The 26,328-nt window shown below is 43.7% G+C and carries 20 protein-coding genes; 16 read left to right on the top strand and 4 right to left on the bottom strand.

Annotation, left to right across the window (positions count from 1 at the left end):
• Positions 1 to 240 precede the first annotated feature (240 nt).
• The 5 genes from NST25_RS28720 (at position 241) to NST25_RS28700 (ending at position 6,560) form a co-directional block, all read left to right on the top strand.
• Positions 241 to 1,476: an argininosuccinate synthase gene (locus NST25_RS28720; RefSeq protein WP_076305768.1), complete on the top strand. Its 1,236-nt coding sequence runs from the start codon at positions 241 to 243 to the stop codon at positions 1,474 to 1,476.
• 93 nt (positions 1,477 to 1,569) lie between these two features.
• On the top strand, positions 1,570 to 2,985 hold the full coding sequence (gene argH, locus NST25_RS28715; protein ID WP_340392984.1) for an argininosuccinate lyase: 1,416 nt from the start codon (positions 1,570 to 1,572) through the stop codon (positions 2,983 to 2,985).
• A 137-nt stretch (positions 2,986 to 3,122) separates the two neighbouring features.
• A complete protein-coding gene (locus NST25_RS28710; RefSeq protein ID WP_076303606.1) occupies positions 3,123 to 4,322 on the top strand; it encodes a phosphoenolpyruvate hydrolase family protein in 1,200 nt (399 codons plus the stop codon).
• A gap of 149 nt (positions 4,323 to 4,471) precedes the next feature.
• Positions 4,472 to 5,680, top strand: coding sequence for a Tm-1-like ATP-binding domain-containing protein (locus tag NST25_RS28705; protein ID WP_076099668.1), 1,209 nt, complete (start codon positions 4,472 to 4,474; stop codon positions 5,678 to 5,680).
• Positions 5,681 to 5,723: 43 nt separating this feature from the next.
• The gene (locus tag NST25_RS28700) at positions 5,724 to 6,560 is read left to right on the top strand and encodes a phosphoenolpyruvate hydrolase family protein (RefSeq protein ID WP_038573568.1); all 837 of its coding nucleotides are present in this window, start codon (positions 5,724 to 5,726) and stop codon (positions 6,558 to 6,560) included.
• A 113-nt stretch (positions 6,561 to 6,673) separates the two neighbouring features.
• Here the strand turns inward: NST25_RS28700 and NST25_RS28695 are convergent, their stop codons facing one another.
• The gene (locus NST25_RS28695; RefSeq protein ID WP_076182126.1) at positions 6,674 to 7,462 is read right to left on the bottom strand and encodes an alpha/beta hydrolase family protein; all 789 of its coding nucleotides are present in this window, start codon (positions 7,460 to 7,462) and stop codon (positions 6,674 to 6,676) included.
• Between the two features lie 188 nt (positions 7,463 to 7,650).
• Here NST25_RS28695 and NST25_RS28690 point away from each other — a divergent pair, with 188 nt between their 5' ends.
• From NST25_RS28690 to NST25_RS28680, 3 genes are read left to right on the top strand one after another with little or no spacing between them, the layout of a single operon-like run.
• Positions 7,651 to 8,202, top strand: coding sequence for a type II secretion system protein (locus NST25_RS28690; RefSeq protein WP_340392983.1), 552 nt, complete (start codon positions 7,651 to 7,653; stop codon positions 8,200 to 8,202).
• Complete coding sequence (locus tag NST25_RS28685; RefSeq protein WP_340392981.1) at positions 8,186 to 8,728, top strand: prepilin-type N-terminal cleavage/methylation domain-containing protein; 543 nt, start codon at positions 8,186 to 8,188, stop codon at positions 8,726 to 8,728. The genes NST25_RS28690 and NST25_RS28685 overlap by 17 nt, the downstream gene beginning before the upstream one ends.
• Before the next feature lie 14 nt (positions 8,729 to 8,742).
• Entirely contained in the window at positions 8,743 to 10,542 is a 1,800-nt protein-coding gene (locus tag NST25_RS28680) for a hypothetical protein (RefSeq protein WP_340392979.1), read from the top strand.
• An 84-nt stretch (positions 10,543 to 10,626) separates the two neighbouring features.
• Here NST25_RS28680 and NST25_RS28675 read toward each other — a convergent pair whose 3' ends face one another.
• Positions 10,627 to 15,231 (bottom strand): DUF5057 domain-containing protein, encoded by a 4,605-nt coding sequence (locus NST25_RS28675; protein ID WP_340392978.1) that lies wholly within the window; start codon positions 15,229 to 15,231, stop codon positions 10,627 to 10,629.
• A 364-nt stretch (positions 15,232 to 15,595) separates the two neighbouring features.
• Here NST25_RS28675 and NST25_RS28670 point away from each other — a divergent pair, with 364 nt between their 5' ends.
• The 8 genes from NST25_RS28670 (at position 15,596) to NST25_RS28635 (ending at position 24,090) form a co-directional block, all read left to right on the top strand.
• Entirely contained in the window at positions 15,596 to 17,260 is a 1,665-nt protein-coding gene (locus NST25_RS28670; protein WP_340392977.1) for an ATPase, T2SS/T4P/T4SS family, read from the top strand.
• Positions 17,261 to 17,303: 43 nt separating this feature from the next.
• Positions 17,304 to 18,353 (top strand): type IV pilus twitching motility protein PilT, encoded by a 1,050-nt coding sequence (locus NST25_RS28665; protein ID WP_076303610.1) that lies wholly within the window; start codon positions 17,304 to 17,306, stop codon positions 18,351 to 18,353.
• Positions 18,353 to 19,558, top strand: a complete 1,206-nt coding sequence (locus tag NST25_RS28660) for a type II secretion system F family protein (RefSeq protein WP_036678542.1) — start codon at positions 18,353 to 18,355, stop codon at positions 19,556 to 19,558. The genes NST25_RS28665 and NST25_RS28660 overlap by 1 nt, the downstream gene beginning before the upstream one ends.
• Before the next feature lie 190 nt (positions 19,559 to 19,748).
• On the top strand, positions 19,749 to 20,231 hold the full coding sequence (locus tag NST25_RS28655) for a type II secretion system protein (protein ID WP_340392975.1): 483 nt from the start codon (positions 19,749 to 19,751) through the stop codon (positions 20,229 to 20,231).
• Between the two features lie 105 nt (positions 20,232 to 20,336).
• A complete protein-coding gene (locus NST25_RS28650) occupies positions 20,337 to 21,086 on the top strand; it encodes a prepilin peptidase (RefSeq protein ID WP_340392973.1) in 750 nt (249 codons plus the stop codon).
• A 15-nt stretch (positions 21,087 to 21,101) separates the two neighbouring features.
• Complete coding sequence (gene pilM, locus NST25_RS28645; RefSeq protein WP_076192439.1) at positions 21,102 to 22,703, top strand: pilus assembly protein PilM; 1,602 nt, start codon at positions 21,102 to 21,104, stop codon at positions 22,701 to 22,703.
• Positions 22,687 to 23,292 carry a type 4a pilus biogenesis protein PilO gene (gene pilO, locus NST25_RS28640; protein WP_076279158.1) on the top strand — a complete coding sequence of 202 codons (606 nt, stop codon included), beginning with the start codon at positions 22,687 to 22,689 and terminating at the stop codon, positions 23,290 to 23,292. Before pilM ends, pilO begins: the two co-directional genes overlap by 17 nt.
• A 195-nt stretch (positions 23,293 to 23,487) precedes the next feature.
• On the top strand, positions 23,488 to 24,090 hold the full coding sequence (locus NST25_RS28635; protein WP_051491029.1) for a DL-endopeptidase inhibitor IseA family protein: 603 nt from the start codon (positions 23,488 to 23,490) through the stop codon (positions 24,088 to 24,090).
• A 37-nt stretch (positions 24,091 to 24,127) separates the two neighbouring features.
• Here NST25_RS28635 and NST25_RS28630 read toward each other — a convergent pair whose 3' ends face one another.
• Both NST25_RS28630 and NST25_RS28625 read right to left on the bottom strand, forming a co-directional pair.
• Positions 24,128 to 24,535, bottom strand: coding sequence for a CBS domain-containing protein (locus NST25_RS28630; protein ID WP_076182146.1), 408 nt, complete (start codon positions 24,533 to 24,535; stop codon positions 24,128 to 24,130).
• Positions 24,536 to 24,687: 152 nt separating this feature from the next.
• On the bottom strand, positions 24,688 to 26,115 hold the full coding sequence (locus NST25_RS28625) for a VanW family protein (RefSeq protein ID WP_076279160.1): 1,428 nt from the start codon (positions 26,113 to 26,115) through the stop codon (positions 24,688 to 24,690).
• Between the last annotated feature and the right edge of the window lie 213 nt (positions 26,116 to 26,328).

Here is a 26,328-nt window from a genome sequence, read left to right as displayed (position 1 = left end):
GGGCGAAGTTAGACTTTGGACGATGGAGTAATGGAGCGGAATTTTTGGAACTGTAGGAGCGTAGCGTTCGCCTTTATCATCAGATTTTATCCGCACAATGCGGTTTGAAATAAAAAAATCTGATGATAACAGCGACCGGAAGTCCAAATATTCAGTGTAATTGCGATTTATCGTCAGAGTGCTGGCAAAGGCACGTTTATTTTAATTTATATAGCCCACACGAAAGGAAGTTGCCACACCATGGCTAAAGAAAAAATTGTACTCGCCTATTCCGGCGGATTGGATACATCTGTTATTTTAAAATGGCTTAAAGAAACTTATGACGCGGAGATCATTGCCTTCACTGCTGATATCGGCCAAAAGGAAGAGCTCGACGGTTTGGAGGAAAAAGCACTCGCTACTGGCGCATCGAAAGTATACATTGACGACCTGCGCGATGAGTTCGCTAGCGATTTCATCTACCCGATGTTCCAATCTGGTGCCCTTTATGAAGGCCAATACTTGCTCGGAACTAGTATTGCTCGTCCATTGATCGCCAAGCGCATGGTAGATATCGCCATCGCTGAAGGCGCAACGGCTATCGCGCACGGCGCGACAGGCAAAGGGAACGACCAAGTCCGTTTCGAGCTTGGTGTAGCTGCATTGGCTCCGAACATTAAGGTGATTGCACCTTGGCGTCTAGAAGAGTTCCGCAATCAATTCCCAGGTCGTGCGGAAATGATCGCTTATGCGGAAGCTAATGATATTCCGGTACAAGCCTCTGCGGCGAAGCCGTATTCGATGGACCGTAACCTGCTGCACATCAGCTATGAGAGCGGCGTACTGGAAGATCCTTGGTTCGATCCAAGTGCACCAGAGAACAAAGGAATGTTCCTGCTGAGCAACGCTCCTGAGGATGCTCCGGATGAAGCGGAATATTTGGAGCTCGAATTCGTTAAGGGAGACTGCGTAGCCCTGAATGGTGAATCCTTAAACCCACTTCAAGTGATGGAGAAACTCAATGAGCTAGGTGGTAAACACGGTATCGGGCGTGTGGATATGGTTGAGAACCGCTTTGTCGGCATGAAGAGCCGCGGCGTGTATGAGACTCCAGGTGGAACAATCCTGTTCGTCGCTCATCGCAAAATGGAATCCATCACGATGGACCGTGAAGTGATGAACCTGCGTGACAGCCTGATCACTCGTTACAGCACTTTGGTGTATAACGGTTTCTGGTTCGCTCCAGAGCGTATCGCACTGCAAGCTCTTGTAACACAGAGCCAACAAAATGTAACGGGTACTGTTCGTCTTAAACTGTACAAAGGCAACATCATCGGCGCTGGAGTGAAGAGCCCAGTCAGCCTGTACAATCCTGAGATTGCAACGATGGAAGCTGATCCTACACAAGCTTATGATCAAGGGGATGCCACTGGTTTTATTCACTTGAACGCATTGCGCCTTAAAGTTTCTACAGGTGTAAATGGAGCTTCTAAATAGTACGATAACATATACTTAAACGGGCAACCCCGAAGGCCGTTCCTCCCGTCAGGATAGGAGCGGCCCTCTGGCGTCCAAGAGGAGGAACAATAGGTGAGCAAGCTTTGGGGCGGACGGTTTACTAAAGGAACGAACAAGCTGGTTGAGGAATATACGGCTTCCATTGGCTTTGATAAGGCTTTGGCCAAAGAGGATGTGCAAGGCAGTCTGGCACATGTCACGATGCTGGGCAAATGCGGAATCCTTCCACAAGAAGACGTGGAAACAATCAAACAAGGTCTGAACAAAGTGCTGGACAAGGTTAATGCTGGAGAGGTCGTTTTCTCAGTATCGGATGAAGACATCCATATGAATATTGAAAAACATCTGATCGAGGAAATCGGTCCAGTTGGTGGTAAGCTGCACACAGGACGTAGCCGTAACGATCAAGTGGCGACGGACATGCACCTTTATTTACGTGGCCGTGTAGTTGAGCTAGTTAGTTTGCTGCATGAGCTGCAGGAAGCTTTGATCGAACAAGCAAAAGACAATGTGGAGACCATCATCCCTGGTTATACGCATTTGCAACGGGCACAACCGATTCTGTTTGCTCATCACTTGCTGGCTTACGTATCGATGTTCCGCCGCGATGCAGAACGTCTGACGGACAGCTACAAACGGATCAACGTGCTGCCACTCGGAGCAGGAGCGCTTGCGGGAACGACCTTCCCGATTGACCGTCATTTTGTAGCGGAACAACTGGGTTTTGACAGTGTGTATGAGAACAGTCTGGATGCTGTCAGCGACCGCGATTTCATCGTGGAGTTCTTGGCGAATGCTTCCCTTATCATGACACATCTATCCAGACTCAGTGAGGAACTGGTCCTGTGGAGCAGCACAGAGTTCAGCTTTGTAGAACTGGATGATGCTTTCTGCACAGGCAGCAGCATTATGCCGCAGAAGAAGAACCCTGACGTACCAGAACTGGTACGGGGCAAAACAGGCCGCGTTTACGGCAACCTGATTGGCTTGCTGACGGTGCTGAAATCATTGCCACTGGCTTACAACAAGGATATGCAGGAAGACAAAGAAGGCATGTTCGATACGGTTACTACGCTGACTGGTGCACTGCAATTGTTCGCGCCGATGATCTCCACTATGAAGGTGAACAAAGGTCGTATGCGTGAAGCTGTGAACACGGATTTCTCGAATGCAACGGATATAGCCGACTTCTTGGTAGGTAAGGGGCTTCCTTTCCGCCAAGCGCATGAGGTAATTGGGAAAACGGTACTCTACTGCATCAAGGAAGGCAAATTCTTGTTGGATTTGACGCTGGAAGAGTTCAAGCAATTCTCACCGCTGTTCGACGAGAATATCTATGCTGTTCTTCAACCGGAAGCTGTAGTTAACGCTCGTAACGTTTATGGCGGCACAGCCACCGTTCAGGTGAAGGCTGCAATTGAACGGGCAGAGCTGACATTGCACGAAGCTAATGAATGGGTTGTACAACACGGAGACGCTATATTGTAAACCGTATCAATATCAAATCTCGCCTCAGACCTTTATAGGTATCAGGCGGGATTTTTTTATTATCTAAACGAACTATGACTGGATTAGCAGTGTTCTTTACGGTTATCCTTAGGTTAGAGATAGGAGGGTTCGTAGGTATGAACAGAGAGCAAATCCTAGACGAGCTTAGATCGGAATTAAAAGTAGGCAATCATATTATTGGAGTAGCCACCGGTGCTGGTATAACGGCAAAGTATGCGAAGCAGGGTGGAGCTGATTTCATTCTGATGTTAAACTCGGGTAAATTTCGCCAGATGGGGAGGAGCTCTCTCGCTGGTATTTTACCATTTTGTAATAGCAATGATATGGTGATGGACTTTGCATCTAGAGAGATCATACCGTTGGTCAGAGATATCCCTATTATTTTTGGCCTCAATGCAACTGATCCGACCAAAGATATGGAATCCTATATAAGTGAAATAAAGAATAGAGGCTTTGCCGGCATTAATAATTACCCCACGGTGGGTTTAATAGATGGTCAATTTGGAGAAGCGCTCGAAGAAGAGGGGAATGGTTATCTACTTGAAGTAGAAGCCATAAGAATAGCCCATGAGAAGGATTTGTTTACCATTGCTTTTGTATTTGACGAAATCCAGGCAGCACAGATGATCGAGGCTGGAGCGGATATTATTTGTGCACATCTAGGTCTAACAGAAGGCGGGTTATTAGGCGCTAAAAAAGTATTCTCTCTGGAAGCTGCCAAGGCTAAAGCGGACAAGATATTTAATACATGCAATGAGCTAAAGCCAGATTTAATTAAGCTGGTTTACGGTGGTCCGGTGAAAACGCCAATTGATGTGCAATATATGTACAGCAATAATCAAAACTTGATGGGGTATATCGGGGGCTCTGCTTTTGAAAGAATTCCCTCGGAGAAGTCCATTACGAATATAACCAAAGCTTTTAAAGTGTCGGGGACGCTGGATGAAGATGATTTTATGGTCAAAATGTTAGACGGCATCACAAAGCACTATGATTATGTTGAATTTGTAAAAGAATACGTAGCTCAAAATTATAGGAATGAGATCTTGTTTGCAGATTTAGCTAAGGTGGCACATGTATCCCGAAGTTACTTGAGTAGTTTGTTCACCAAAAAAGTAGGCTGCAGCTTCCAAACGTATCTCGTGCAATTTCGGATGGATAAGGCGGCGGAAATATTACATAGAGACCCTATCCAGTTATCTGAGCTAGCGCCATTAGTTGGATACCAGGATTATGCGCAGTTTAGCAAAATGTTCAAGAAGTATAAAGGGTTCTCTCCAAAACAATATAAATCTAACATAAACACAAAAACATAAGACATAAAAGCGTTTTCATCCATAAATCAAAGAAGTATGATTAACTCATAAGTTGATCATGCTTTTTTTAATATAAGAAAGTATAAGTTTCACATTATACATTATCCTTATATTTCTTGTTGTAGATATTTGAAGAGGAGGTTGAAGAAATGAAGACGATTGCTATTGCCGGAACTTTTGACACCAAGGGTGAAGAATATCTCTACATTAAAAATTTACTGGAAAGCTTGGAGTTAGGCACGTTTACGATTCATACGGGTGTGTTTGAGCCCACTTTTACACCGGATATCTCTAATAGAGAAGTAGCAGCAGCCGCGGGTGTAAGTATAGATGAGCTCGTTGCCAAAAAAGATAGAGCACTAGCAACAGAATTATTAGCCAAAGGTATGGAAAAATTAGTACCTGAATTATATAAGCAAGGCAAATTTGATGGAATTATCTCCTTTGGGGGCACTGGAGGCACTTCACTTGTAACACCGGGTATGCGGGCATTACCTATTGGTGTACCTAAAGTGATGGTTTCGACCGTAGCTTCAGGGAATACTGCTCCATATGTAGGCACTAGTGATATTGTCATGATGCCATCCGTAGTGGATGTTGCTGGTCTGAACTCCATTTCAACAAAGATTTTTACCAATGCAGCTTTCGCCATCGCCGGTATGCTTAAATTTGAGAATAAACAAGTGATAGAGAAAAAACCATTAATAGCTACAACAATGTTTGGGGTAACAACCCCCTGTGTGACGGCAGCCCGTAACTATCTTGAGGCTAGAGGATATGAAGTGCTTGTATTCCATGCAACAGGTGTAGGCGGCCAGTCCATGGAAGCGTTAATCGAGGCTGGTTTTATTGAAGGTGTATTGGATCTGACTACAACAGAATGGGCGGACGAAATTATTGGTGGTGTGCTAAATGCAGGACCTCATCGGTTAGAAGCTGCTGGTAAACATCATATTCCACAGGTTGTCTCGGTAGGCGCGCTTGATATGTGCAACTTTGGCCCTTATGATACGGTACCAGCGAAATTTGCTGGACATAAGTTTTATAAACACAATCCAACAGTTACTCTGATGAGAACAACGGTAGAAGAAAATGAAGCCATCGGCAAAAAGCTTGTCGAGAAATTAAATATGGCCAAAGAGAAAACGGTGTTAATGCTGCCGCTTAAAGGGATATCCGGCATTGATGTTGCAGGGGAAGCTTTTTATGGGGTAGAGGAAGATCAAATGTTATTTGATACCTTAAGAAATGGTGTAAACAGAAATGTTGTCGAGGTTATCGAAATGGATTGTGCCATCAATGATGTGGAGTTTGCAGAAGCAGCAGCGCAGAAGCTAATAGATCTCATGAGCAAATAAGGCTTTTATAAGATAAATAAATATTTAAATGGAGGCGTTACACATGAACAAAAATACAAGAACTGAAATCATGGCGAAGTTTAGAGAAGAAGTGGCAAATGGAAAGATTCTTTTAGGCGTGGGAGCCGGCACAGGGATTACTGCAAAAAGCAGTGAAGCTGGCGGAGCAGATATGCTGATTGTTTATAATTCAGGAAGATACAGAATGGCAGGCCGTGGATCACTGGCAGGGTTATTATCTTATGGGGATGCCAACCAAATTGTGGTCGAAATGGGCTCGGAGGTATTGCCTGTTGTAAAAAACACCCCTGTATTGGCAGGCGTATGCGGAACGGACCCTTTTAGAGTAATGGAAGTTTATTTAAAACAACTTAAGGAACAAGGTTTTAGCGGCGTGCAAAACTTCCCAACCGTAGGTTTGATCGATGGCGTGTTCAGACAGAATCTAGAAGAGACCGGCATGGGATATGGTTTAGAAGTAGATATGATTAGAGCTGCGCATGAATTGGATATGCTCACCACTCCTTATGTATTTGATCCTGAGCAAGCAAAAGCCATGGCAGAAGCAGGCGCAGATATTTTGGTGGCACATATGGGCTTGACTACCAAAGGTACAATTGGAGCTAAGACCGCTCTGACATTGGATGATTGTGTAGAAAGAATCGAAGCGATTATTAAAGCAGGGAAAGCAGTAAATCCAGATATTATGGTGATTTGTCACGGTGGACCGATTGCAGAGCCGGAAGATGCGGCGTACGTAATTGAACGGACAGAAGGCATAGACGGATTCTTTGGTGCATCGAGTATTGAAAGATTTGCTGCTGAAAAAGGAATCACAGAACAGACTGGATTATTTAAAAATATCACCAAACAAGCATAATTGCCTTCGGCGTCCTTATAATTAAAAAGAATCCTCCGAAGAGGGCAATCTGAGTAGAACAGATATTAAGATGCAGCTTATGGCTGCATCTTTTTGTTGTCTATTAAGTACAGCTAGTTACTTTTTAAAGGTAGCCATGCCAGCACATCGCGGATTTTGGCATCCCAGTATCCCCATTCATGTGTCCCCGGACCTTCTTCATAGGTTAAAGAAAGTGAGGTTGCCTGGCAGGCATCGCGGAATCTCAAGTTATCGGTGTATAGGAAATCTTCTGTGCCACAGCATTGATACAACGCTGGTTTTGGTCCCGTGGAGCGGTTCACTTCCTCAAGCAGCCAAAGAAGGTCTTCCGGCGTTCCGGCGGTATCTTCTTTTCCGAAGATCATTTCGTATTCTTTGCTTTTAGTGGTAGCACCTTCCCCGTTCAAGAAATTATGCGCCATATCAAGTGCTCCAGACAAACTCGCTGCCGCTGCAAAAGACTCGGGTCTACGCAGTCCCAGCTTAATTGCTCCATAACCACCCATCGACAACCCGGCTACAAAGTTCTCCTCGCGTTTATCGGATAGCGGGAAAAATGAGCGTGCCAACATTGGCAGCTCCTCACTAATGAAGGTCCAATAACGGCCTCCCATCGCCATATCTGTGTAGAAACTGCGGTGCACATTTGGCATTACCACAGCTATCCCCATCTCCGCTACATACCGTTCTATAGAAGTCCGGCGCAGCCAGATCGAATCATCGTCAGACAAGCCATGCAGTAAATACAAAGTAGGGTGAAGATCACCTCTTGTTACATTACTCATCCCGATTTGTGTAGTTGTTTTTTGCGGCAAAATTACAGTCATTGAGGTATTCAAACCTAGTACTTCAGAATAAAATTTGCACTCTATTAAAGCCATTTCATTCATCTCCTCTCTTTCCAAATCATAGCATAGACCTAAAGTGAGAGATATTGTAGAAATATCTGAATTATAAGGGTTTTGAGGATTGCTGTAGCTGGATATGAGAGAATATAATGGAAGTAGAAAATTTAGGAAAAACGTGCAAATACGAAAAGTATTTTCATAGGCGAGAGGCGGAAAGTAGGATGAAACCGGGCCTAAAGCAGGAAAAAGGATTTACGTTAATCGAAGTTCTGGCCGCTATTGTAATTTTATCGATAGTTTCTCTGGTGCTTACGTCTTACTTTACTAACGCCATGAGTTACTCTAAATCGAACCAGAACAAAACGATTATGGTCAATCTGGCGCGAAACGCGCTGTTTTATGTGGAGAAGCAGGATTTTGAGGTGATGAAGGAATTTTTTATAAAGCAGAATCATGATGCGATAGAGGCGGCGAAATGCCAAAAGGATACGGATGATTCTCTGAAATGTGAGGATTACAAGGGGCTTGTTCAGGATACAGAAATCTTAAACCAGGTTTTGAATCCTGCAATAAATGGTGTGAACTATCAAATAGATATTAAATATCAGCGTGATCTACATAACCAAAGCTTGGAATCTAGTGATCCGGAGAAACAAAATATGGCAGTATATTTGTTACCTGTGTTGGTCAAAGTCAGCAGAGCGGATTCTTCTGGCGGACCTGAAAGTGAGCCTGTTGTGGAGGGATATATTACCGATGAGAAAATTCGTTAATCTTCTTCGCAGAGAAGGCGGCTTTACCTTAGTGGAGCTAATTGTGGCACTATCGTTGTTTACAGTTGCAGCGGGAATTATTTCGGGGATAACAATGCTGGGCTTACGAAGCTATCATAAAATATCGATTGAAAACTCATTACGAGACGAAGGTGATTTGTTAATGTCGGCGATTATAACGGAGTTGTATACATTTGCTCCTGAGAATGTCACTCCAACTATTCTCAAAAATGATGCAGGGACTATTATTGATAGCTACATTACGTTAGAACGTCAGGATGGAACTAAGTCTCAGATTCGTATTGTTAATGGTGCTCTTACAATAGCAAATCCTGATGTAGTCGATCCACCAGTAGATGCAAGAACTGAGACGATATCTAAATTAGAACAGGGTTCTGCTATAACTTTAGAGTGTCAGAATAGCATCCCTTGTGGTAGCGGCTTGATATCTATAGATTTATCGCTAGTTCAGAGCTACGACGGAAGGGATTACCCATTGGAGTTGAAAAGTAAATTCGGATTCTAGGAGGAGCAGGAGGGATGAAGAATAATGAAAGAGGCTCAGCTCTAGTATTAGTTATGTTTGTTGCTCTTCTACTTACTATACTCGGAGTAGCTGTACTCGGGGCAACGATGGGTGGCGCACAACGAACGGAGACAAGGGAAAACGACGTGCAGAGCCTGCATCTGGCTCAAAAGGGGCTCGATGAAGCAGCGGCATACATACAGACCAAGTTGGACGGGCGTACGGATATTGATCCTGATCATATGGAAGATGAGATTAAAAGTATTGTTAATGAGGTGACCACCAAAGTTGTCGGCGTTAACAATGGCGTAAGTACGGGATTATCTGGAGCTGGCGGTACGATCAAAAGTATCACTTATGAGAAGCAGGATAAGCAAAAATATTATGTAGATATTGAAGCACAAGCCACAGTTAATGGCGTCATCAGACAGCTGAGACAAAAGATTGTCATTGATACCTATCCTGATTTTCTTAAATATGCTTTTGGATCGGAAAAAGTATTAACATTAAACGGAGCACCTGGTCTCCATGGCAATATATATGCGGGTGAAGAACTAAACATCAGCGATACGGCTGTTTATACGTATAAGAAAGTGAAAGATCTTAAAGAAAAGACTCAATATCCTAAAGTAGAATTACTAAAAGATCCTGCCAGTCTAGCATCTACGGAACCTCTTCCTGAGGTGCATGTGCAATCACTTGAAAGTATTAAATATTCCGGAAATGGAATTATTAATGCAGTAGTAAATAAAAACAACGCCTTAATTATTCTTCCTAACATACTGGGAGTTAATAAAGAGCAGGTGTTTATCAAACCGAAAAAAAAGTTCGTGCAGATTAATGTGCTGGAATCGTTTCTTGATAAAGTGGAGGAAGCGACAGGGGTGACCGGGAAAAGGTCTGAACTTGAACAAGCTATTAAGGATAATCAACTGGGGAATTATTTAAGCACAACAACATTAGATAGACTACCCGATGAGAATCCACCCTACACTGAGCCAGTACTTGAAGATAATCCGACAAAAGAAGAAAAGGATAAGTACGAACTAGAGTACAACCAATACTTAGAACAATTGAGCATATATCAGAATTCCTTGTTGGATAAGGATTTGAATAATTCTACTGTTTATAACAGTAATCTGCTTATTGATGGAATTGATTACAAACAGTTAAAGTTTAGTGATGAAGCCAAAACAGGTAATCCTTCTAATAAGCCCAAATGGTTTATTGTTAATGGTGATCTGGAGGTAAATAACTATAGTCCAGATATAACTAAATTTTTGGAGATTCAAGCTAATATTCTAGTTACAGGTAATGTTACTATTAAAGGACAGGTGAAATTCAACTCTACTATGTTTGTTTTAGGAGAAACGAAAGTCGAGGACGCCGTGATCCAAGGTTTAAGTAGTAAGGAGTTAGTCCTCATATCTCAAGGAGATGTGCTCATTAACCGAATTGATACTTTTACTAATCCACCTAAGAAAAAAGTTGAGCAGGATTCATTTTATATGAAAGCTTTTTTTTACACGGATAGTGACGCTGATTTGTACGGAGTGGGGTCAATCTTTTGGTTAAATGGTGGCTTCTTTGCCAAAGGGAATCTTACAGTAAACGCAGTACTAGGAGGAGTAACTGAGCCCTTAGATCCGGCTCTCGGCTTTAATTTTGAAAATCAGGATGCGGATCGATATAATTTGGGTCACCGTTTTCAGATTCAATATAATCAGGATGTTTTTACTCATCAGCAGTCTAGCCTCCCGCGTGTGCAGCAGGTGAATGTAACTGTAGGCCCTCTGGAGCTTGTGAGTCATTGAGACCAATTGAAAAGGGTATCCTTAAGCGAGTGCTTAGGGATACCCTTTTTTTCGTTGGAAGTTTCTTATTTTTAAATGTAAAGATTAGTAACGATCGTCATTCTGGGGTGCTACAACCTTAACTGTAATATCTGCTTCTGCTGTTGTGCCTGTGCTTCCGGTATAAGTAACTGTAATGGTGGTTGATCCCTTTTTGACACCTGTAACAATTCCTCTGCTATCAATATTGGTTCCATTATCGACACTGGCGATTCCAGAATTGTCGCTTACCCAACTTAAGTTACCTTTGATTTGCTCGATCGAGATGGAGGTAGGGAATGCCCATAAAATATTGGTTAACGGGAAAGTATGGCCCACTTCAATAGTAATGGACTGTTCTTTAAATCGTAACCCTTTCAAAGCATCAACGATGTTAACCTCGTGTGTTGAAGTCATATCTTTGAATGAAACCTCAATCAGCAGTCCTTCTTTAGCGGTATCACCAGCCGTCAATTTAGCGGTCGAGCCATCACTAGAAGGCGTAAGAGTAGCAATATGATCATTCGTAATAGTGTCATCCGTAATATTTTTATCCGTTGATTTCACGAATCTCCATCTTAGCGTTGCTGGATCAGCATCCGTAGGATTTCTACTTGCGCTTAGGTCGATTTGTCCTCCTATCAATACCGTTGTTGGACCTGTAATCGACAATGAGGTTAGTGGGTTAGTAACTGTTATGGTTTTATCTTGGGTAATTGGAACCGGGTTACTTGAATTTACAGTAAGACTTACTAGGTAAGTTCCTGACTGCGTCGCACTGAAAATCTTTTCGGTATCATCACCGGGATACTCTGGATTGGTATTAATTACAGCAGTGCTTGCCCCAGAGGTAATGTTTTTAACGGACCAGATATAGGTTATGTTGGTCTCAGGTTCTTTACTGTCTTGGACGTACGAGGCACTTAACGTAATGGATTCATAGATTCTCGCTGTTTCATATCCTTTAATTGATAGAGAACGAGAATTACGTTCTTCTACAGTTATGAATGCAGTACCAGTAACTTCGCTACCATCAAGAGCCTTAACAGTGACTTGTGCTGTTCCTTTGGCCAACCCGATAATATCGCCACTGCTGGAGTCTATTTGTACAACTGAAGCATTACTAGTTGTCCAGAGGAATGCAGAATTACTTAAATCAGAAGGCGTAACTATTGGAATTAGTCGAATCTTATCTCCTACATAAATAGCTTTGTCATCCAATTGCAGGGTTTTAATTTTATATTCGGCTGTAAAAGTTAAAGTCTCAAACGAAACCGTAGTCCGCGCTAAATTAGTCGATGAAGGATCTGTTGGGATTGGAACAGGTAGCGGATAGATTTCCGCTGGTAGGCTACCGGTAAAAGGGAAATGGTATAAAGTGGCACTACTCATATTCATTGAAGCTCCAATGATTGTTCCATACACCTGTCCTCCATCAAAGTTTATAGTAGATCGTGGTGCCAGAATGGTTCCGTATACGTTGGCTTGGGAAATTAGCAAAGGCTTGGCGTTAGGGAAGTTGTATAGCACACGGCTACCGTCGCTCCCCAGTGGGAAATGTAAAAATGGTTCACTGTTACTGTCTTGTTGTACATTAACAATTACCGTTGATCCTTGCGGAACCTTAAGCTCGGAACTGTTAAGCGTATTTAACGCTGAACTAGAAATATTAACAATATTGATATCTGAGTTACCTGTGACCGTAAGTTTTCCGTATTCATGAGTCGCCGTGGCATTGGAAGGCAACTTGGCAATAGCATCAGAGAGTCCAAGGAGATAACTCTCTTGCTTGTTGAAATCGAGAAGTTCTCCGTAATTGATGGTACCATTTTGGATAGAACCAGGACGTTGGTCTTTAACGGTGCCTTTAACCATTAGGTTTCCGTAAACTGTTCCTTCAGGAAGGGAAACATCTCCGCCCGTGACAATACCATATGGCACTTGGTCTTTAAATTGTTCATTTACTGTAATACCCGCGTTGTTGAAGTTGACTGTTCCCCCGGAAGCCAGTGGTCCCTTGATAGTGCCTCCACGAAGTGAAGTGGCATGAAGGATAAATGCGTTGTATTTACCTAAGATTCCCAGAGGTGGCAATGTGGCATGAATATCGACATAACTAAGTTTGGAATCATTTAAAATATAGGTTTGGGTCTCGGTCGGTTTAACTGTGATTTGGAACGTTATAGGCTGTTCAGAGTCTGGTTTATAGATTTGGGCGCCGTTCACCGTTTTCAATGAATAGGTTATGTTATTTAGATTGCGTGTCAATCTAAACCCACTGGTTGCATTTCCAGTGACTATCGTACCGGCTGGTAATTCTCCTGAAATCTCCAGGTTAGGTGGGAGATTCTCGGTAAATACAATATCCGATATTAATTGTGTGTTAGAGGTCTGGTTGACCGTGCCGACTTTATCAAACGGTACAGATTTTGGGGTGATGGAATAACTAAGAGTGACCGGTTCTCCCTTTTCTATTTTGCCGTTCACAACATTCTGAGAGAGAGATCGTGTTACACTCAAATTGGTGTTCGACGGCAGGACATTTACTCTGAGCGTTTTAATTGAGAGCGCCCCATTTTGATCCCAAGCTTTAATTTCGATGTCGAGTAGACCTCCGTTAGGAAGCGGATTGTCAACTGTTCTATATATATTTTGACCGGACTTGATGTCCATCTTGCTTATTTCATTCATAGGAAAGTATGTGTTCCCTGATTTGAAACGGACTTCAGTTGTTAGATCACGATCGTTAAAGTCCAGATCAGTTACTGTATAGTCGACAAGGAGAGTTTTTTGATAAGACGGAATCGATGAATCATTAGCCGGCGTATGCACGGTAATCTCTGGAGCATGATTGGCACCAATAAAAGCACGATACATAGTATTAACGAACAATTGTTGTTCCCAGACAGGGAATTTCTTTAGATTGGCTGGAATATCACTTACTCCAAAAAAGTGACCTGTACCTGAGTAGGTAATATTTCCTTTGGAATATGTGTAATATTGATTCCAGCTATCCTCGGTATCACGTTGGTATTGATTATATTCTCCATTTGGTTTTATCCTCGTACCTGATGCTTCACTTTGAATGTTATACCAAGATACTACTTCAGGATCTTCCAGATTAAGTGTGAAGTACTGGTTATGTGTTGGTGCAATTTGTGGTGTGGAAATATCGATTTGCTGGTTGCTGTCGTCCCTCTTGCTTAGATAAAAAGGATATTGCATCAAAAGCCCGTCATTCACCGGCTTAACCTTGGTGGAAAGATTGATGGCATTATGGCCTAAGTTGGTCTCAGGATTCACCTGACCAGTAATCCCCATGAAATTATTGATCCAGTTCTTTTTATTTGCATCTAAATTAATGATGGTATCGTGAGTGAACAAGGCGCTTTGCTTGAAAGTACCAGTAAATTGTGTAATAGCGTTAATCGCATTAGTGTTTAAATTAGATTTTTTGTAGTATTCGTCTACAAATCCAAAGATGAGCATGTCATAGGTGCCATTTAATCCGTAACTATGTGTTGCAGCATAGCTGTCATCAACATATTTTTTAAATTCAGTCATCGTTTTGATTTTTATATCGAGCTTATAGTCAGATGTATCGAGAAAATTTGGATTCATATTACTAGTGTCTAGGAGGCTGCTTTCCGTTAGAGTGTCAGGCATAATCTGAAGAATATTTACTATGGTTTTCTCGCCACGGTAACGAATTACACCGCTGTCGAAGTCTTTTAATTGTCTACTGTGATAATCATTAACTTCTAGCTTCCAGTAGAGCAACCCAGAGTATGTTTTTGGCAGAGTGTATTCAATAGTTCCGCTGGACGTACTAATCTCAGTTTCAGCAACGACCTGTTCTTCTCCCATTTTGATGGATTTATCAAGACCAACGTACAGTTTGACTGAGAGTGGAGCACTATTTTGTGTAGAGGGTGTGGTGACATTGAAATTAAAAGAAAGCTTCTCCCCAGGAACATAGATTTTGCTGTTAGTTGCATTAGGGTCATAGTTGGGAATTCTATTCGTAATTTGTAGACGAGGGCGTTTCTTCAAGTCGCTTATGTATTTGGAGTCTTGTTTTTTTAAATCGGCAAAAATATCCGCCAGTTCACTGTCATCTACAAACTTAACATTTGGGTTGGAGGTGGAAAGACGATAACTGTTAAAAGAGCTGTACAGTATACCTTGCTCAGTTTGAGGTTTTGCATCTTTGTCTTTAAAGGGCTGGCTATGAAAAAAAACATATAATCCCTTGTTGATAAATTCCTTCGTAATTTGATCAGCCTTCAGATGAGTAATGTCATTCTTCATACTTTTGGTATTAAGGGCCTTAGCTCTATTTTCCTCCGAGGCGGGTTGTTGATTACTTACCTGTGCAGGATTGTAAGTCCCCTTCCCGATATATACCGCATCATATCTCCCGTCCAGATCATCCCGCAGCGCCACAAAGCGCTTCATACTCATCGTGTCGATGGTAAGGTTAGATATTCCCGTTTTTAGAGACGCAAGCTCACTAACCCCACTCTCTGTAACCTCCAGCATACGAATTTGGTATTCATTAGAACTGGCATCGACATTCATAAAGTGATTTTTGATTGGCAGAACAAGCAGAAGGAGAAGTAGGGTAGTTACTGTAAAAATAAAAACTTTTTTGTTACTGGCAAGTTTCATTGTCATCTCTCCCTGATTGTTAACTATTGGCAGATATGGTCGTATTCCGTCTCGTATATGCTAGATTCCGACAGCCTTTTTCATTCCGTGTCGTTGTAAAATTATCCAATCTATGTTATATACATTCTAGGACATTCAGCATTGATAGACAACATAAATCTATTGAAATATACCTATTAAATTATAACTAAAGTCCTAGTTAGATTGAAAAATACTCAAAATTGACAAATTTATGGAAGGTCTATTTATGGTAATTATATCTTTCGTTTTTGAGTGAATTTTGCTGGGAGTTTGATTTCTATTTCTATAAAAAATATCCATTATTTCAGCCGGCATAAATAACGGCATACGGAGATGAATAGACTTGGCTATCGCGAAAAAGAGACTGGGAGACTTGCTGGTAGAAAATAATATTATTTCGCAGGACCAGTTGCTTGAGGCTCTCGCGGAACAGCGTAAGAGTAAACGTAAGCTCGGCGATCTGCTAATCTCTCAAGGCTATATCACGGAGCAGCAGCTGATTGAAGTGCTTGAATTTCAACTCGGCATCCCGCATGTCAGTTTATTTAAATACCAGATAGATCCCGCAATCACGCAGATTATCCCTGAAAGTATGGCTAAGCGATATCAGGTGCTTCCCTTCTTAAAAGAGGGTGGTAAGCTGATGGTTGCGATGGCGGACCCGCTGGATTATTTTGCGATAGAAGATTTACGAATGAGTACTGGTTTTCGGATCGAACCCGCTATTTCTACGAGAGATGAGCTGCAGCGGGCGATTGCGCGTCACTATGGCATGCGCGATTCTATGAATCAGATGCTGGTAGAACTTCCGACACAGGAAGAAATAGAGGAGACCGAGATTACAGATGAGGACTCTCCAATCGTACGTTTGGTCAACCAGATGATTCAGCAGGCAGTTGCCCTGCGGGCGTCTGATATACATATGGATCCAGGTGAAAATAATTTAACCATCCGCTACCGCATTGACGGAACCTTACGGACAGAGCGGATTATTCCTAAGCAGATGCAGGGCTTTATCACCGCCCGTCTGAAAATAATGGCCCGCCTGAATATCGCAGAACGGCGTTTGCCGCAGGACGGGCGGATCAAAATGCAGTTCGATTACAAAATGGTAGATATTCGTGTGTCTTCATTACCAACGATGCACGGAGAGAAGATTGTGCTGCGGCTGCTAGATTTAAGCACAGGGGTCAAATCCGTAGATGCTTTGGGATTCAGTGAGGGGAATGCAGAAGTTTTTAAGGAGATGATAGCTCGTCCTTATGGGATTTTGCTGATCACGGGACCTACAGGCAGCGGAAAAACAACAACTTTATATTCAGCGTTAAATCAACTTAATGTAGAAAGCGCAAATATTATCACAGTCGAAGATCCAGTGGAATACCAGCTTGAAGGAGTAAATCAAGTACACGTAAACTCGGCTATTGGACTAACCTTTGCAGCTGGGCTGCGTTCGATTCTTCGACAAGATCCGAATATCGTAATGGTCGGTGAGATACGGGATGCGGAAACTGCTGAAATTGCTGTTCGCGCCTCATTAACGGGTCATCTAGTGTTGTCTACTTTACATACAAACGATGCGATTAGCTCCGTCTCCCGATTGCGGGATATGGGGGTAGAACCTTATTTGATCGCTTCTTCGCTGATTGGTGTGGTAGCACAGCGGCTGGTGCGCAAAATCTGCACTGACTGCAAAGAAACCTACAAACCATCTGAACAGGAAGCAATTATGCTACGTAGCTTAGGACTACCTGCGGAAGCATTACAGCGTGGACGCGGCTGTGGTAGCTGTAACAATTCTGGCTACCGTGGACGAATAGCGATTCATGAAGTACTCAGTATTGATGATCACTTACGGCAGCTCATTACAAATACTGCCTCAGTAGAAGAACTGCGTGCAGCAGGTAAAGCGCGAGGGCTTGTTCAACTGATGGATGACGGACTACTCAAGGTCAGTCAAGGAATTACAACGCTTCAAGAAGTCATGCGCGAGACGGTCTCACATTAGAGGTTAACAGGGATTTAGCATTCTAACTTAGGGGGAGCGGCTAATGCCAACGTATACGCGGGATATTAGACAACTATTACAAACGGCTTACTCCTCCAAAGCTTCTGACTTACATATTTCTGTAGGATCACCGCCGGTTATTCGGATGGATGGAAAGCTGCACTCGCTTGAGGGTGAATCCGTGGTTGCTGAAGAAGCGGCAGATATGGCCAAAACGCTACTTGGTAATGAACGAATTGAAGCATTTCGGAATGCGGGCGAGTTGGATTTTTCATATCCGCTTGATGGTGGGGTAAGATTCCGGGTGAACGTTTATCGTCAGCGGGGCGAGGTTAGTATCGCCGCCCGGGCCATTCCTGCAGAGATTCCGAGTCTGGAACAGCTGTCGATGCCTTCGATTTTAACTACTTTGTCGCTTAAGCCACAAGGTCTAATTTTGGTTACAGGACCCACAGGCAGCGGCAAGTCTTCTACGCTTGCAGCTATGCTGAATTATATTAACCAGACGGAGAGCAAGCATATAGTGACGTTGGAAGATCCGATAGAATTTCTACATAACCATGGAACCTGTCTAGTAGATCAACGTGAAGTGGGAAGTGATACGGCTAGTTTTGCTAATGGATTGCGTGCTGCCTTACGTCAGGATCCGGATGTCATTCTCGTTGGTGAGATGCGGGATTTGGAGACCATTTCAGCAGCGGTTACGGCCGCAGAGACAGGTCATCTTGTGATGGCAACTTTACACACAACAGACGCACCACAGACGATTGACCGAATTATCGACGCTTTTCCGGGCCATCAGCAGGGACAGATTCGTTCACAACTAGCATCAGTGCTGCTGGCAGTAGTCAGTCAGCGGTTGTTCCCAAGGGCTGGAGGTCGGGGGCGTTTATGCGCTACGGAAATTTTGATCAATACACCAGCCGTAGCCAATCTTATTCGTACCGAAAAAACACATCAGATCAAAAATGTGATGCAAACGGGACGCTCACAAGGCATGCACACCTTGGACATGAGCATCCGTGACTATTTATCGCAGGGGCTTATTGATCCAACAGCAGCTAAGGCGTTTATGGCGGAGGTGAGCAGCTGATGCCTCTTTTTGAATATCAGGTGAAGACATCCGCAGGCAAATCTATCAAAGGGAAACTAACGGCAACCGATAAACCTACGGCGATGGAGGAGCTACGCAAGCGGGGACTTACGGTATTTTCACTGATTGAACGCAAAACCACAATTTTATCGATGGACATTTATATTGGTAATCCCGTTAAGCCGCTTCATTTCATCATTTATTGCAGGCAGTTTGCCACGCTTATGCGGGCGGGGGTATCGATTGTGGATGCAACGCGTATTTTGGCAGAGCAGACCGAGAGTAAGCCACTGCGCAAAGCGTTAGTAGATGTTAATTCCAGCCTGATGCGCGGGATATCGTTCTCACAAGCCGTTCAGGATCATAAAAAAATCTTCCCGCAGCTATTTGTCAGTATGATCCGTGCCGGTGAGGAATCCGGTGATATTGAGGGGACGTTGGACAGGTTGGCTATGTTTTTTGAGAAACAGCACACCACGACAGAGAAGATAAAATCAGCGCTTACGTACCCCATTACCGTAGGGGTTATGGCGATTGCCGCGGTTATCTATCTACTTTGGGCGATTGTGCCGCAGTTTGTAACGATGTTTGAATCGATGGATGCCGAGCTTCCGGCAATTACACAGATGGTCTTGGCACTTAGCAAAAGCATTCAAGGTCAATGGTATTTCTGGATACTCGGAGTACTTCTCCTAGTGATAGCTTTTCAGATTACAAAACGTACGGAAAAGGGTGCTTACGCTCTGGATTATGCCAAGCTTAAGATACCTGTGTTCGGTAAGCTGAATCAAAAAGGCTCGATTGCTCAGTTTACGCGCACATTTTCTTCTCTTTATGCCAGCTCTGTACCGATTCTACAGTCCTTGGTGATTGTTGAGGAGGTAGCAGGAAATAAGGTCATCGGGAAATTCATCCGTAGTGCAGGCGATTCGCTAAGACAAGGAAATCCACTATCTGAGCCGCTAAAAAAAGCTTGGGTCTTTCCGCCACTAGTTACTCAGATGATAGCGATTGGCGAAGAGACAGGGGCGCTCGACACGATGTTGTCTAAGGTAGCTGATTTTTATGAGATGGACGTGGAGAATACCGTCGACCGTTTGAAGTCGCTGCTTGAACCATTATTGATTGCTTTTCTAGCCGCTGTTGTAGGTGTTATTGTGGCCGCCATTATGCTGCCAATGTTTAGTCTGTACGGTAATATGTGAACCTCTTGGTTCCTTATATATATTGAGAGGGGTGACGCCGGGGAGGCGGGGCAAGATCCACGAACTTACGCTGGCGATTAGACGACGATGGACGAGCTGTTTCCGTAAGCACAAGAAAGCTGATGGTGGATTCACTGAAATGAAGGATATAGGCTTTATCACTCACACACCACTTAGAGGGGGAAATTAAATGTTAGCACAAGCGATTAAGAAAAGATTGAGCAAAGAGGAAAATCAAAAGGGGTTTACGCTGATTGAGTTGCTGGCGGTTATTGTTATTTTGGGGATTATTGCGGTTATTGCAATACCGATGATTGGTGGAATTATTAATAAATCAAAAACAGATGCAGATTTAGCAACTGCTCGACAGCTTTATGATGCTTCCAGGATGTACATTATGGGTGAAAAAAATGGAGAATTTAAAAATGCATCAGTGACACTTCAAGAACTTAAGTTAAAAAATTACATTGATAAGACACTAGTTTTACCTAGTACCAAGAAAACGATTGTTGAAGCTTCTACAATAATTAATTACGGCGCTGATGGAGCACTTCAAAAAGTAACAATAGATCCTGCTCCTGAGGGAAGTGTTAGTGGTGAATATTCAGCTGATAAGGTGCTTAGTGCAGAGCCAGCAGCGTCACCAACGCCAACACCAGTGCCTGGTGGCTAACAGGAGTATCTAATTAATCTCTATAAATTCAAACTTACAATCTATCCTAAGGAATCGGACTTCCCGATTCCTTTTTTAAAATCCAGAAGCTAACAGAGGACAGCCATGACGATATTTATCGCAAGTTACATCACATTACTGGGCCTGGTTCTAGGCTCCTTCTATAACGTAGTAGCGCTGCGGGTGCCGGCCAAGGAATCCTTGCTTAATCCGCCGTCACATTGCCCGAACTGCAATACGCGGCTGAAAGCGCGGGATTTGCTTCCGGTGGTAAGCTACCTGCTGTCAGGAGGCAAGTGCCGATACTGCGGCACAAGGGTATCGCCATTATACCCGCTTGGAGAAGCGGCAACGGGTTTGCTTTTTTTATGGGTGTATTTGCAATTTGGTCTGACGGGTAAGGGAATCATCGGGTTCATTCTTGTGAGTTTAGCGGTTATCGTGACGGTTGCGGATTTGAAGTACATGCTGATTCCCAACAAGGTATTGTTGTTTTTTTTACCGCTGCTGCTGATTTTTGTACTGCTATTTCCAGAAGGACCGATATGGCATCATCTGCTAGGAGCTGTGCTTGGGGGAGGGGGCCTTATCCCTTTTGTTCTATTAGGTGGCATGGGGGCTGGAGATGTGAAGTTATTTGCGCTGCTGGGCTTGGTGATTGGCTTTCCGAATGTGATTTTGGCCTTTTTTGTGGCTTGTCTGCTTGGGAGCGTGGTGGGCGGACTGCTGATGCTGCTCGGTGTAATCAAACGTAAACAGCCGGTACCCTTCGGCCCATGGTTAGCTATAGGAGCTTTAATTAGTTTTGGATATGGTTCACACATCATCGGCGCGTATCTCTCGCTCATCGGATAGGAGGACATCGATCACATGCTTGGATTAGGCCCCAAAGTGGCCGGACTTTCAATTGAAGCTGCCGGAATCCGTTATATTAGTTTTAAGAATAAACAGTCATGGGAAGTCCGTAAAAAACGGTTTCTCCCGCTCCTTCCAGGCATGATCATTGAGAATCAGGTGGCGGATAGCGAGGCGCTTTATGATCGGGTAAGGCAGTGGGTGAAGAAGGAAGGGTTAAGGGGAAGTAAGGTTTCTTTGTCCATTCCACCTTCGCAGATCATTATCCGTAAAATGAGTATTCCTAGTACCAATGACAAACAGGTAGAACAACTCGTGAAGCTGGAAGTGGAGACGGGATTGCATTTACCTTTTGAAAATCCTGTCTACGACTATGTAACGCTCGAAGTGGATGAGGAGCAAAGTCACCTGCTCGTATTTGCTGCTCCGCGAAAATCGATTCAGGATTACGTAGAAATTCTGGAGCGGGCGGGTCTTCGGATAAGTAGTGTCGAAATTTCGGCAACCGCCTTAGCGCGTGCTATAACCACTGGGCACGGGGAGAGCTTTGCGGAGACGATGCTGATTAATATGGAGCCATCGGTAATGGACATTTATATGTTCAGAAACGGGAATCCGGTCTTCATTCGTACGATAAACTTACTTGATCTACATAAAGGAAGAAATTTAGCGGGAATGGATCTTTTGACAGACAGTGAAACCTTGGCAGAAACAGCTGTCGCTGTGGAAGAACATTTATCACCCGAGCAAATGGTGGAAATCACTGCGGAAATCTCCCGTATGCTCAGCTTTTATCAATACAGCTTGCATGACGGTTCCACTCGTATCAACAATTTAGTGATTACGGGCACTCCCTCGATTCGTAAACAACTGGACCTGGAACTCCAGCAGTCCCTAGCTGAACTTGAAATAACACCAATAAGTCTGGAACAGATGGCTAGTGCTGCTGTTTCTGACCCTGATCTAAATGATTACCGTGTAGCTGCCGGGACCGCTCTAAAAAATAGCATCAACACGGATACGATTGATCTATTGCCGAGAGAAGATCGGGAGACGTTGCTATTTCCTTATGTCACGATGGGGCTTGTAGCGATCTGGCTGCTGGGGATGATCGGAACGGGGATATATTTTTCGGCCAATAAGGGTCAAATTTCTAATGGTAAAGAAGAGCTGCAAGGCCTGCAGGATCGCAGTTTAATGCTCCAAGTAGAGCTCGCGAAGCTTAAGAACAGCGGACCTGGACAACTGGATCGGAAAGCAGCCATCACAGTGCTTCAGGACAATAAGGTGATTGCAGTCCCTATCTTGGACGAATTAGTGGAAGGATTGCCTAAGGAGGCACTAATCCGTGATATTAACTATACCTACCGGACATCTATAGATCTGACTGTAAATGTATCCACTATGGAGGATGCTTCTAACTATTTAAGACAACTTCGCCAAATGTCTTTTACGGCCGATGCCTCTATTCAAAAGCTTACTGAAGGAGCCGCCGATGCCATTTCATACAATACGTATACGGCTATTTATAAAGTGAACTTAGCAGCGGCTAAGCAGCAAAAAAGTGATACGGATGCCAGCCAAGGGGAGGTGAGAAGCGATGGAACAGATCAATAAATATCGCTCTCCCATCGTACTAGGGGTGTTAATTCTATTCCTGATATTGTTTGCATTCTATATGCTGGGTGTTCAGCCGACTAATAAGGAAATTTCCGCACAGAGCAGCGAGATCAGTCAGTTGGAAAAGGAAGCAGAAATGCTCCAAACCAAAATCAATGAGCTGAAGGGCAGCGGCACTGAGGGAGATCTAGAACAGAAGGAATTACTGGGGGAACTCCCAAAGGGCGATGACAGCGAAGGTCTGATTGTTGATTTGCGGGAGGTTAGCACGTCCTCACAAGCGCGGCTAAAGGATCTTAGTTTTGTTTTGGATGAGGCTAATCCGATTCAGCAAATGACAGGTTCAGCTGAGGTGTCATTCCCGACGGTCAAACAGATCAAAATGACTGCAGTGGTGGAGGGGACATATTCGGGGATACGGCAATGGATGGATGAAATACAAGCCTTACCTCGTATTGTGAATGTGGACTCTTTCAATTTTCAGCAGTCCTACGAGGATCGTACTAAGAACAATACGGAGAGTATTTTGACTGCTAACGTAGCTTTTACAGCGTATTATGAGGCCACCGCAGCAGCATCCAATTAGGGTTCTAGTACTACTTTATTTAATTATATTACTCCGCTTTTCCTGTGAATCAGGAGGGTGGAGTTTTTTATATTTTCAAAAGAGTTGTAATACGTGTTCATTCCTCTGTTTATTGGGTATTTTAGCTTGCGGGGTGCATAAGCTGAAACAGTGGCGATCGCCTGTATTTTTTAGATGAAAGAGGAGGAACTTCAGATGAACAAAAAATGGATGCTTGGTTCGTTGGCCCTTTCCTTAGGCCTTTTATCAGCAGGTAGTGGAGTTATGGCAGCTTCATCATCAGTGGGAAGCTCGGCAATAAAAAATGTGGCTGTGATTGGCACAGGAAAAGAAGGTCCAGCTACCATAAACAATTTGACGGTAAAAAGTGTTGTACCGCTTGTTGTACATGCCAGAGCAATCTATTTCTATACTAGCCGCGGGGGCAACTTTTTCCCGATGGAAACCTTCATGTATAAAGCGCAAGAGTACCGTTACCTTTCCAATGATATTGGGACAAAGGCGAAGCTGATGAATTACATAAAAAAAGCCTACACGCATAATGCAGCAGCTTATTATGTGCAGACTCAATTTTTGGAGCATGAAGGTAGAATGTCACAGGTGAATGCGGATCTTGGAAACTCATTGATGTTTGAAAAAGCCACCGCCCGAATGCTCTCCAAAACTGCAACAACCGCTGAATTTGACTTAACAGTTCCTTATTCGAGCGGGCAGGAAGGCAGTGAGTCGGTGTATGTGAAGCTGAAAAAGGTGAATGGATACTGGAGAATTGATACGTCACCGGATATTCTTTTTTGAGGAAGGTTTAGGGTAGAAGAGGAAAGGTAAAGAGGTTCTACGCTTGGGCGCGGATAAGGTCAGAGGTATATGCAACACCAGCGAATTTACCTTTGCGAGTGATAATGACACAATCATTTTTCATAGGATCTGGGCGGTTCATAGCGAGGCTCAATACCATATCGAGTGGAGTGGAAATGTCAAGAATGAGCGGGGTTTTGTTCATAAGCTTCATGGCAGGTTCTCTGTAGAATAGATCTACTCCGGATCTTCCTGTAGCTTTCAAAAAGAAACGTTCGCTCATCAACATTCCTAGGGGTTCATTCATAGCATTGCAGACGACGATACATTTGGATTCTGGATGCTGAAACATGACGCGAAGGGCTTCTCTGCAAGTGCGTGAGGCAAAAATAGCAGGAGCACTGCGGACAATACCAGTAAGATCATTTACAAGAGCTGTTGTCATAGGATGTTCATCCTTTCTGATTATGGGTCTACTTCTAATGTACCCCTGAATCGTAAATTTCAAAGCCGGGTAACGTAAGCTACAGGTAAAATAGATGGCTGGAAAAAATAACCGATCAGACCTTAGGGCTCTGACCGGTTATTTGTTGTTAGCTATTCACTGCGGACGCCGTCCTCCACCAGCTGCTTTCGGGGGACATCCGGGATTATGGATTTGCTCACGCCTCCACGATTAATGGCGATTAATCGTTTTTGTGCGTAATATACGTCGCGGGACAGTTTATTCACCTCAGTGGATTTACCGTCAACATACTTTGTAATGTAGGTTTCAACAATATATCCGGTTTTCCCATTTTGAATAACGCGTGAGCTGCCACGAGGCAGTGAAGAATCGTTTACGTATTTATCGACTGGAGGGAGCACCTCTACTGTTTTTGAATGAACTTTGTAAGTGACATTTTGCGGAAACGTGCCGAACAGCTTTATGGTCAGTGATTTACCCTGCACAGCTGCTTTAATTATGAGATATTTGCCAGTCGTATTGCGAAAACGAAAGTTGATATAACCTTCAGCGAATGTTGCGTCCTGACCTTTGGGCAAGTAGTTGACGGGCAAGGAATGATTACGGCGTTCCACAATTTCTAGCCCTATACGCAGTGCGGCATTGTAAAGAGTGCTCGACACTTGGCAGATCCCTCCACCAACACCTGCTTGCAGCTTGCCGTTCACAATCACCGGCGCTTCACGGAAGCCGTAATTCACCTTTGCTTTTTCTATAGCTTTTCCATAATCAAAGACGGCTCCAGGCGGGAGAATGGTTCCATCCACAGCTTTGGCAGCGGCTTCCACGTTGTAGCTTCGTCCAGGTCCACTTGCACCTAGAGAGGTGCTGAACTGCATTACTTTTCGCTCGATACCTTGTTCCTTTAATTTCTTTAAAGTTATGTCAGGCTGCAGGATTAACAAAGGGACCTCCATCGTGATTCCCTTCTCCAGCAGGGCATTCAGATGATTAAAGCTGGTGGGGGCAGCTGCTCCTAAGGAAGTCTCCAGAGCTGTCCAATCAACCTCCAGGGAAGTTTTCTCAGAAGTATATACGATTCGGTCATCGCCTGTAATTCGTCGCGTAGCGTCCACTGGTTCACCAAAGGACTCCTTCTCCCAACTGGGACTTAGAATCTTTTGAAATTGTGCGATTTCCAGATGGGTTTCAAGCTTCCACAACTTAGGGAAGTTATAGCGTGCCTTTACCCGCTCCCAAAGCGTTCCTTCGGCAAGCTCTTTTAAGCCCTGCTGAAAAGCAAAGGCTTCATAGCTCAACCCAGTCTTATTAAGGGTTAGGGAGAGATCTGCATTGCCTTCCACTTTTAGCACTAGAGGGACGGTTTCGAGGGCATGCAGCCGTTTATCCAGCTGGGAGCGGACCTCGGTGAGAGTCATGCCTCCGACCTGCCAGCCGGCAAGGGTTGTACCCTTTGGAAGCGTGGTTTTGCTGCCATATAGATGAAGCCCTCCGTAAATACAGGAGCCGATAAGGACGAGTGCGATGACCACTATGAGGGCAGCATGGATTTTTTTCATGATTAATCTCCTTTTGGGGATTTGGATTGCGCTAAGCAGGCGCGGCCCTGTAACAGAACTTAAAGAACACTTCGTGGGATACCGATAATAAATTAGTAAGAAATAAGTAGTCTCTAATAAAGGGAGTTAGGACATCTGATAACAGGCACCGCTAGGTGCTTTTTTATATGTATATGTCCAGTCACTACAAAACTTTCGAATAGTCGTGCAGTT

The sequence above is a fragment of the Paenibacillus sp. FSL E2-0190 genome, from assembly GCF_037992965.1.
GTDB classification, from domain to species: Bacteria; Bacillota; Bacilli; order Paenibacillales; family Paenibacillaceae; genus Paenibacillus_AQ; species Paenibacillus_AQ odorifer.
The sequence above is the reverse complement of the archived record's forward strand: the minus strand, read 5'-3'. Positions and strand labels throughout refer to the sequence as shown.

What these genes read in the sequence shown, in the direction of transcription:
- NST25_RS28695 (WP_076182126.1), bottom strand. Translation starts at nt 7,462, where the DNA reads ATGGCTTTAATAGAGTGCAAATTTTATTCTGAAGTACTAGGTTTGAAT.
- NST25_RS28635 (WP_051491029.1), top strand. Translation starts at nt 23,488, where the DNA reads ATGAACAAAAAATGGATGCTTGGTTCGTTGGCCCTTTCCTTAGGCCTT.
- NST25_RS28705 (WP_076099668.1), top strand. Translation starts at nt 4,472, where the DNA reads ATGAAGACGATTGCTATTGCCGGAACTTTTGACACCAAGGGTGAAGAA.
- pilM (WP_076192439.1), top strand. Translation starts at nt 21,102, where the DNA reads ATGCTTGGATTAGGCCCCAAAGTGGCCGGACTTTCAATTGAAGCTGCC.
- NST25_RS28630 (WP_076182146.1), bottom strand. Translation starts at nt 24,535, where the DNA reads ATGACAACAGCTCTTGTAAATGATCTTACTGGTATTGTCCGCAGTGCT.
- NST25_RS28720 (WP_076305768.1), top strand. Translation starts at nt 241, where the DNA reads ATGGCTAAAGAAAAAATTGTACTCGCCTATTCCGGCGGATTGGATACA.
- NST25_RS28710 (WP_076303606.1), top strand. Translation starts at nt 3,123, where the DNA reads ATGAACAGAGAGCAAATCCTAGACGAGCTTAGATCGGAATTAAAAGTA.
- NST25_RS28680 (WP_340392979.1), top strand. Translation starts at nt 8,743, where the DNA reads ATGAAGAATAATGAAAGAGGCTCAGCTCTAGTATTAGTTATGTTTGTT.
- NST25_RS28690 (WP_340392983.1), top strand. Translation starts at nt 7,651, where the DNA reads ATGAAACCGGGCCTAAAGCAGGAAAAAGGATTTACGTTAATCGAAGTT.
- NST25_RS28650 (WP_340392973.1), top strand. Translation starts at nt 20,337, where the DNA reads ATGACGATATTTATCGCAAGTTACATCACATTACTGGGCCTGGTTCTA.
- NST25_RS28685 (WP_340392981.1), top strand. Translation starts at nt 8,186, where the DNA reads ATGAGAAAATTCGTTAATCTTCTTCGCAGAGAAGGCGGCTTTACCTTA.
- NST25_RS28675 (WP_340392978.1), bottom strand. Translation starts at nt 15,231, where the DNA reads ATGAAACTTGCCAGTAACAAAAAAGTTTTTATTTTTACAGTAACTACC.
- NST25_RS28625 (WP_076279160.1), bottom strand. Translation starts at nt 26,115, where the DNA reads ATGAAAAAAATCCATGCTGCCCTCATAGTGGTCATCGCACTCGTCCTT.
- NST25_RS28665 (WP_076303610.1), top strand. Translation starts at nt 17,304, where the DNA reads ATGCCAACGTATACGCGGGATATTAGACAACTATTACAAACGGCTTAC.
- NST25_RS28655 (WP_340392975.1), top strand. Translation starts at nt 19,749, where the DNA reads ATGTTAGCACAAGCGATTAAGAAAAGATTGAGCAAAGAGGAAAATCAA.
- NST25_RS28700 (WP_038573568.1), top strand. Translation starts at nt 5,724, where the DNA reads ATGAACAAAAATACAAGAACTGAAATCATGGCGAAGTTTAGAGAAGAA.
- NST25_RS28660 (WP_036678542.1), top strand. Translation starts at nt 18,353, where the DNA reads ATGCCTCTTTTTGAATATCAGGTGAAGACATCCGCAGGCAAATCTATC.
- pilO (WP_076279158.1), top strand. Translation starts at nt 22,687, where the DNA reads ATGGAACAGATCAATAAATATCGCTCTCCCATCGTACTAGGGGTGTTA.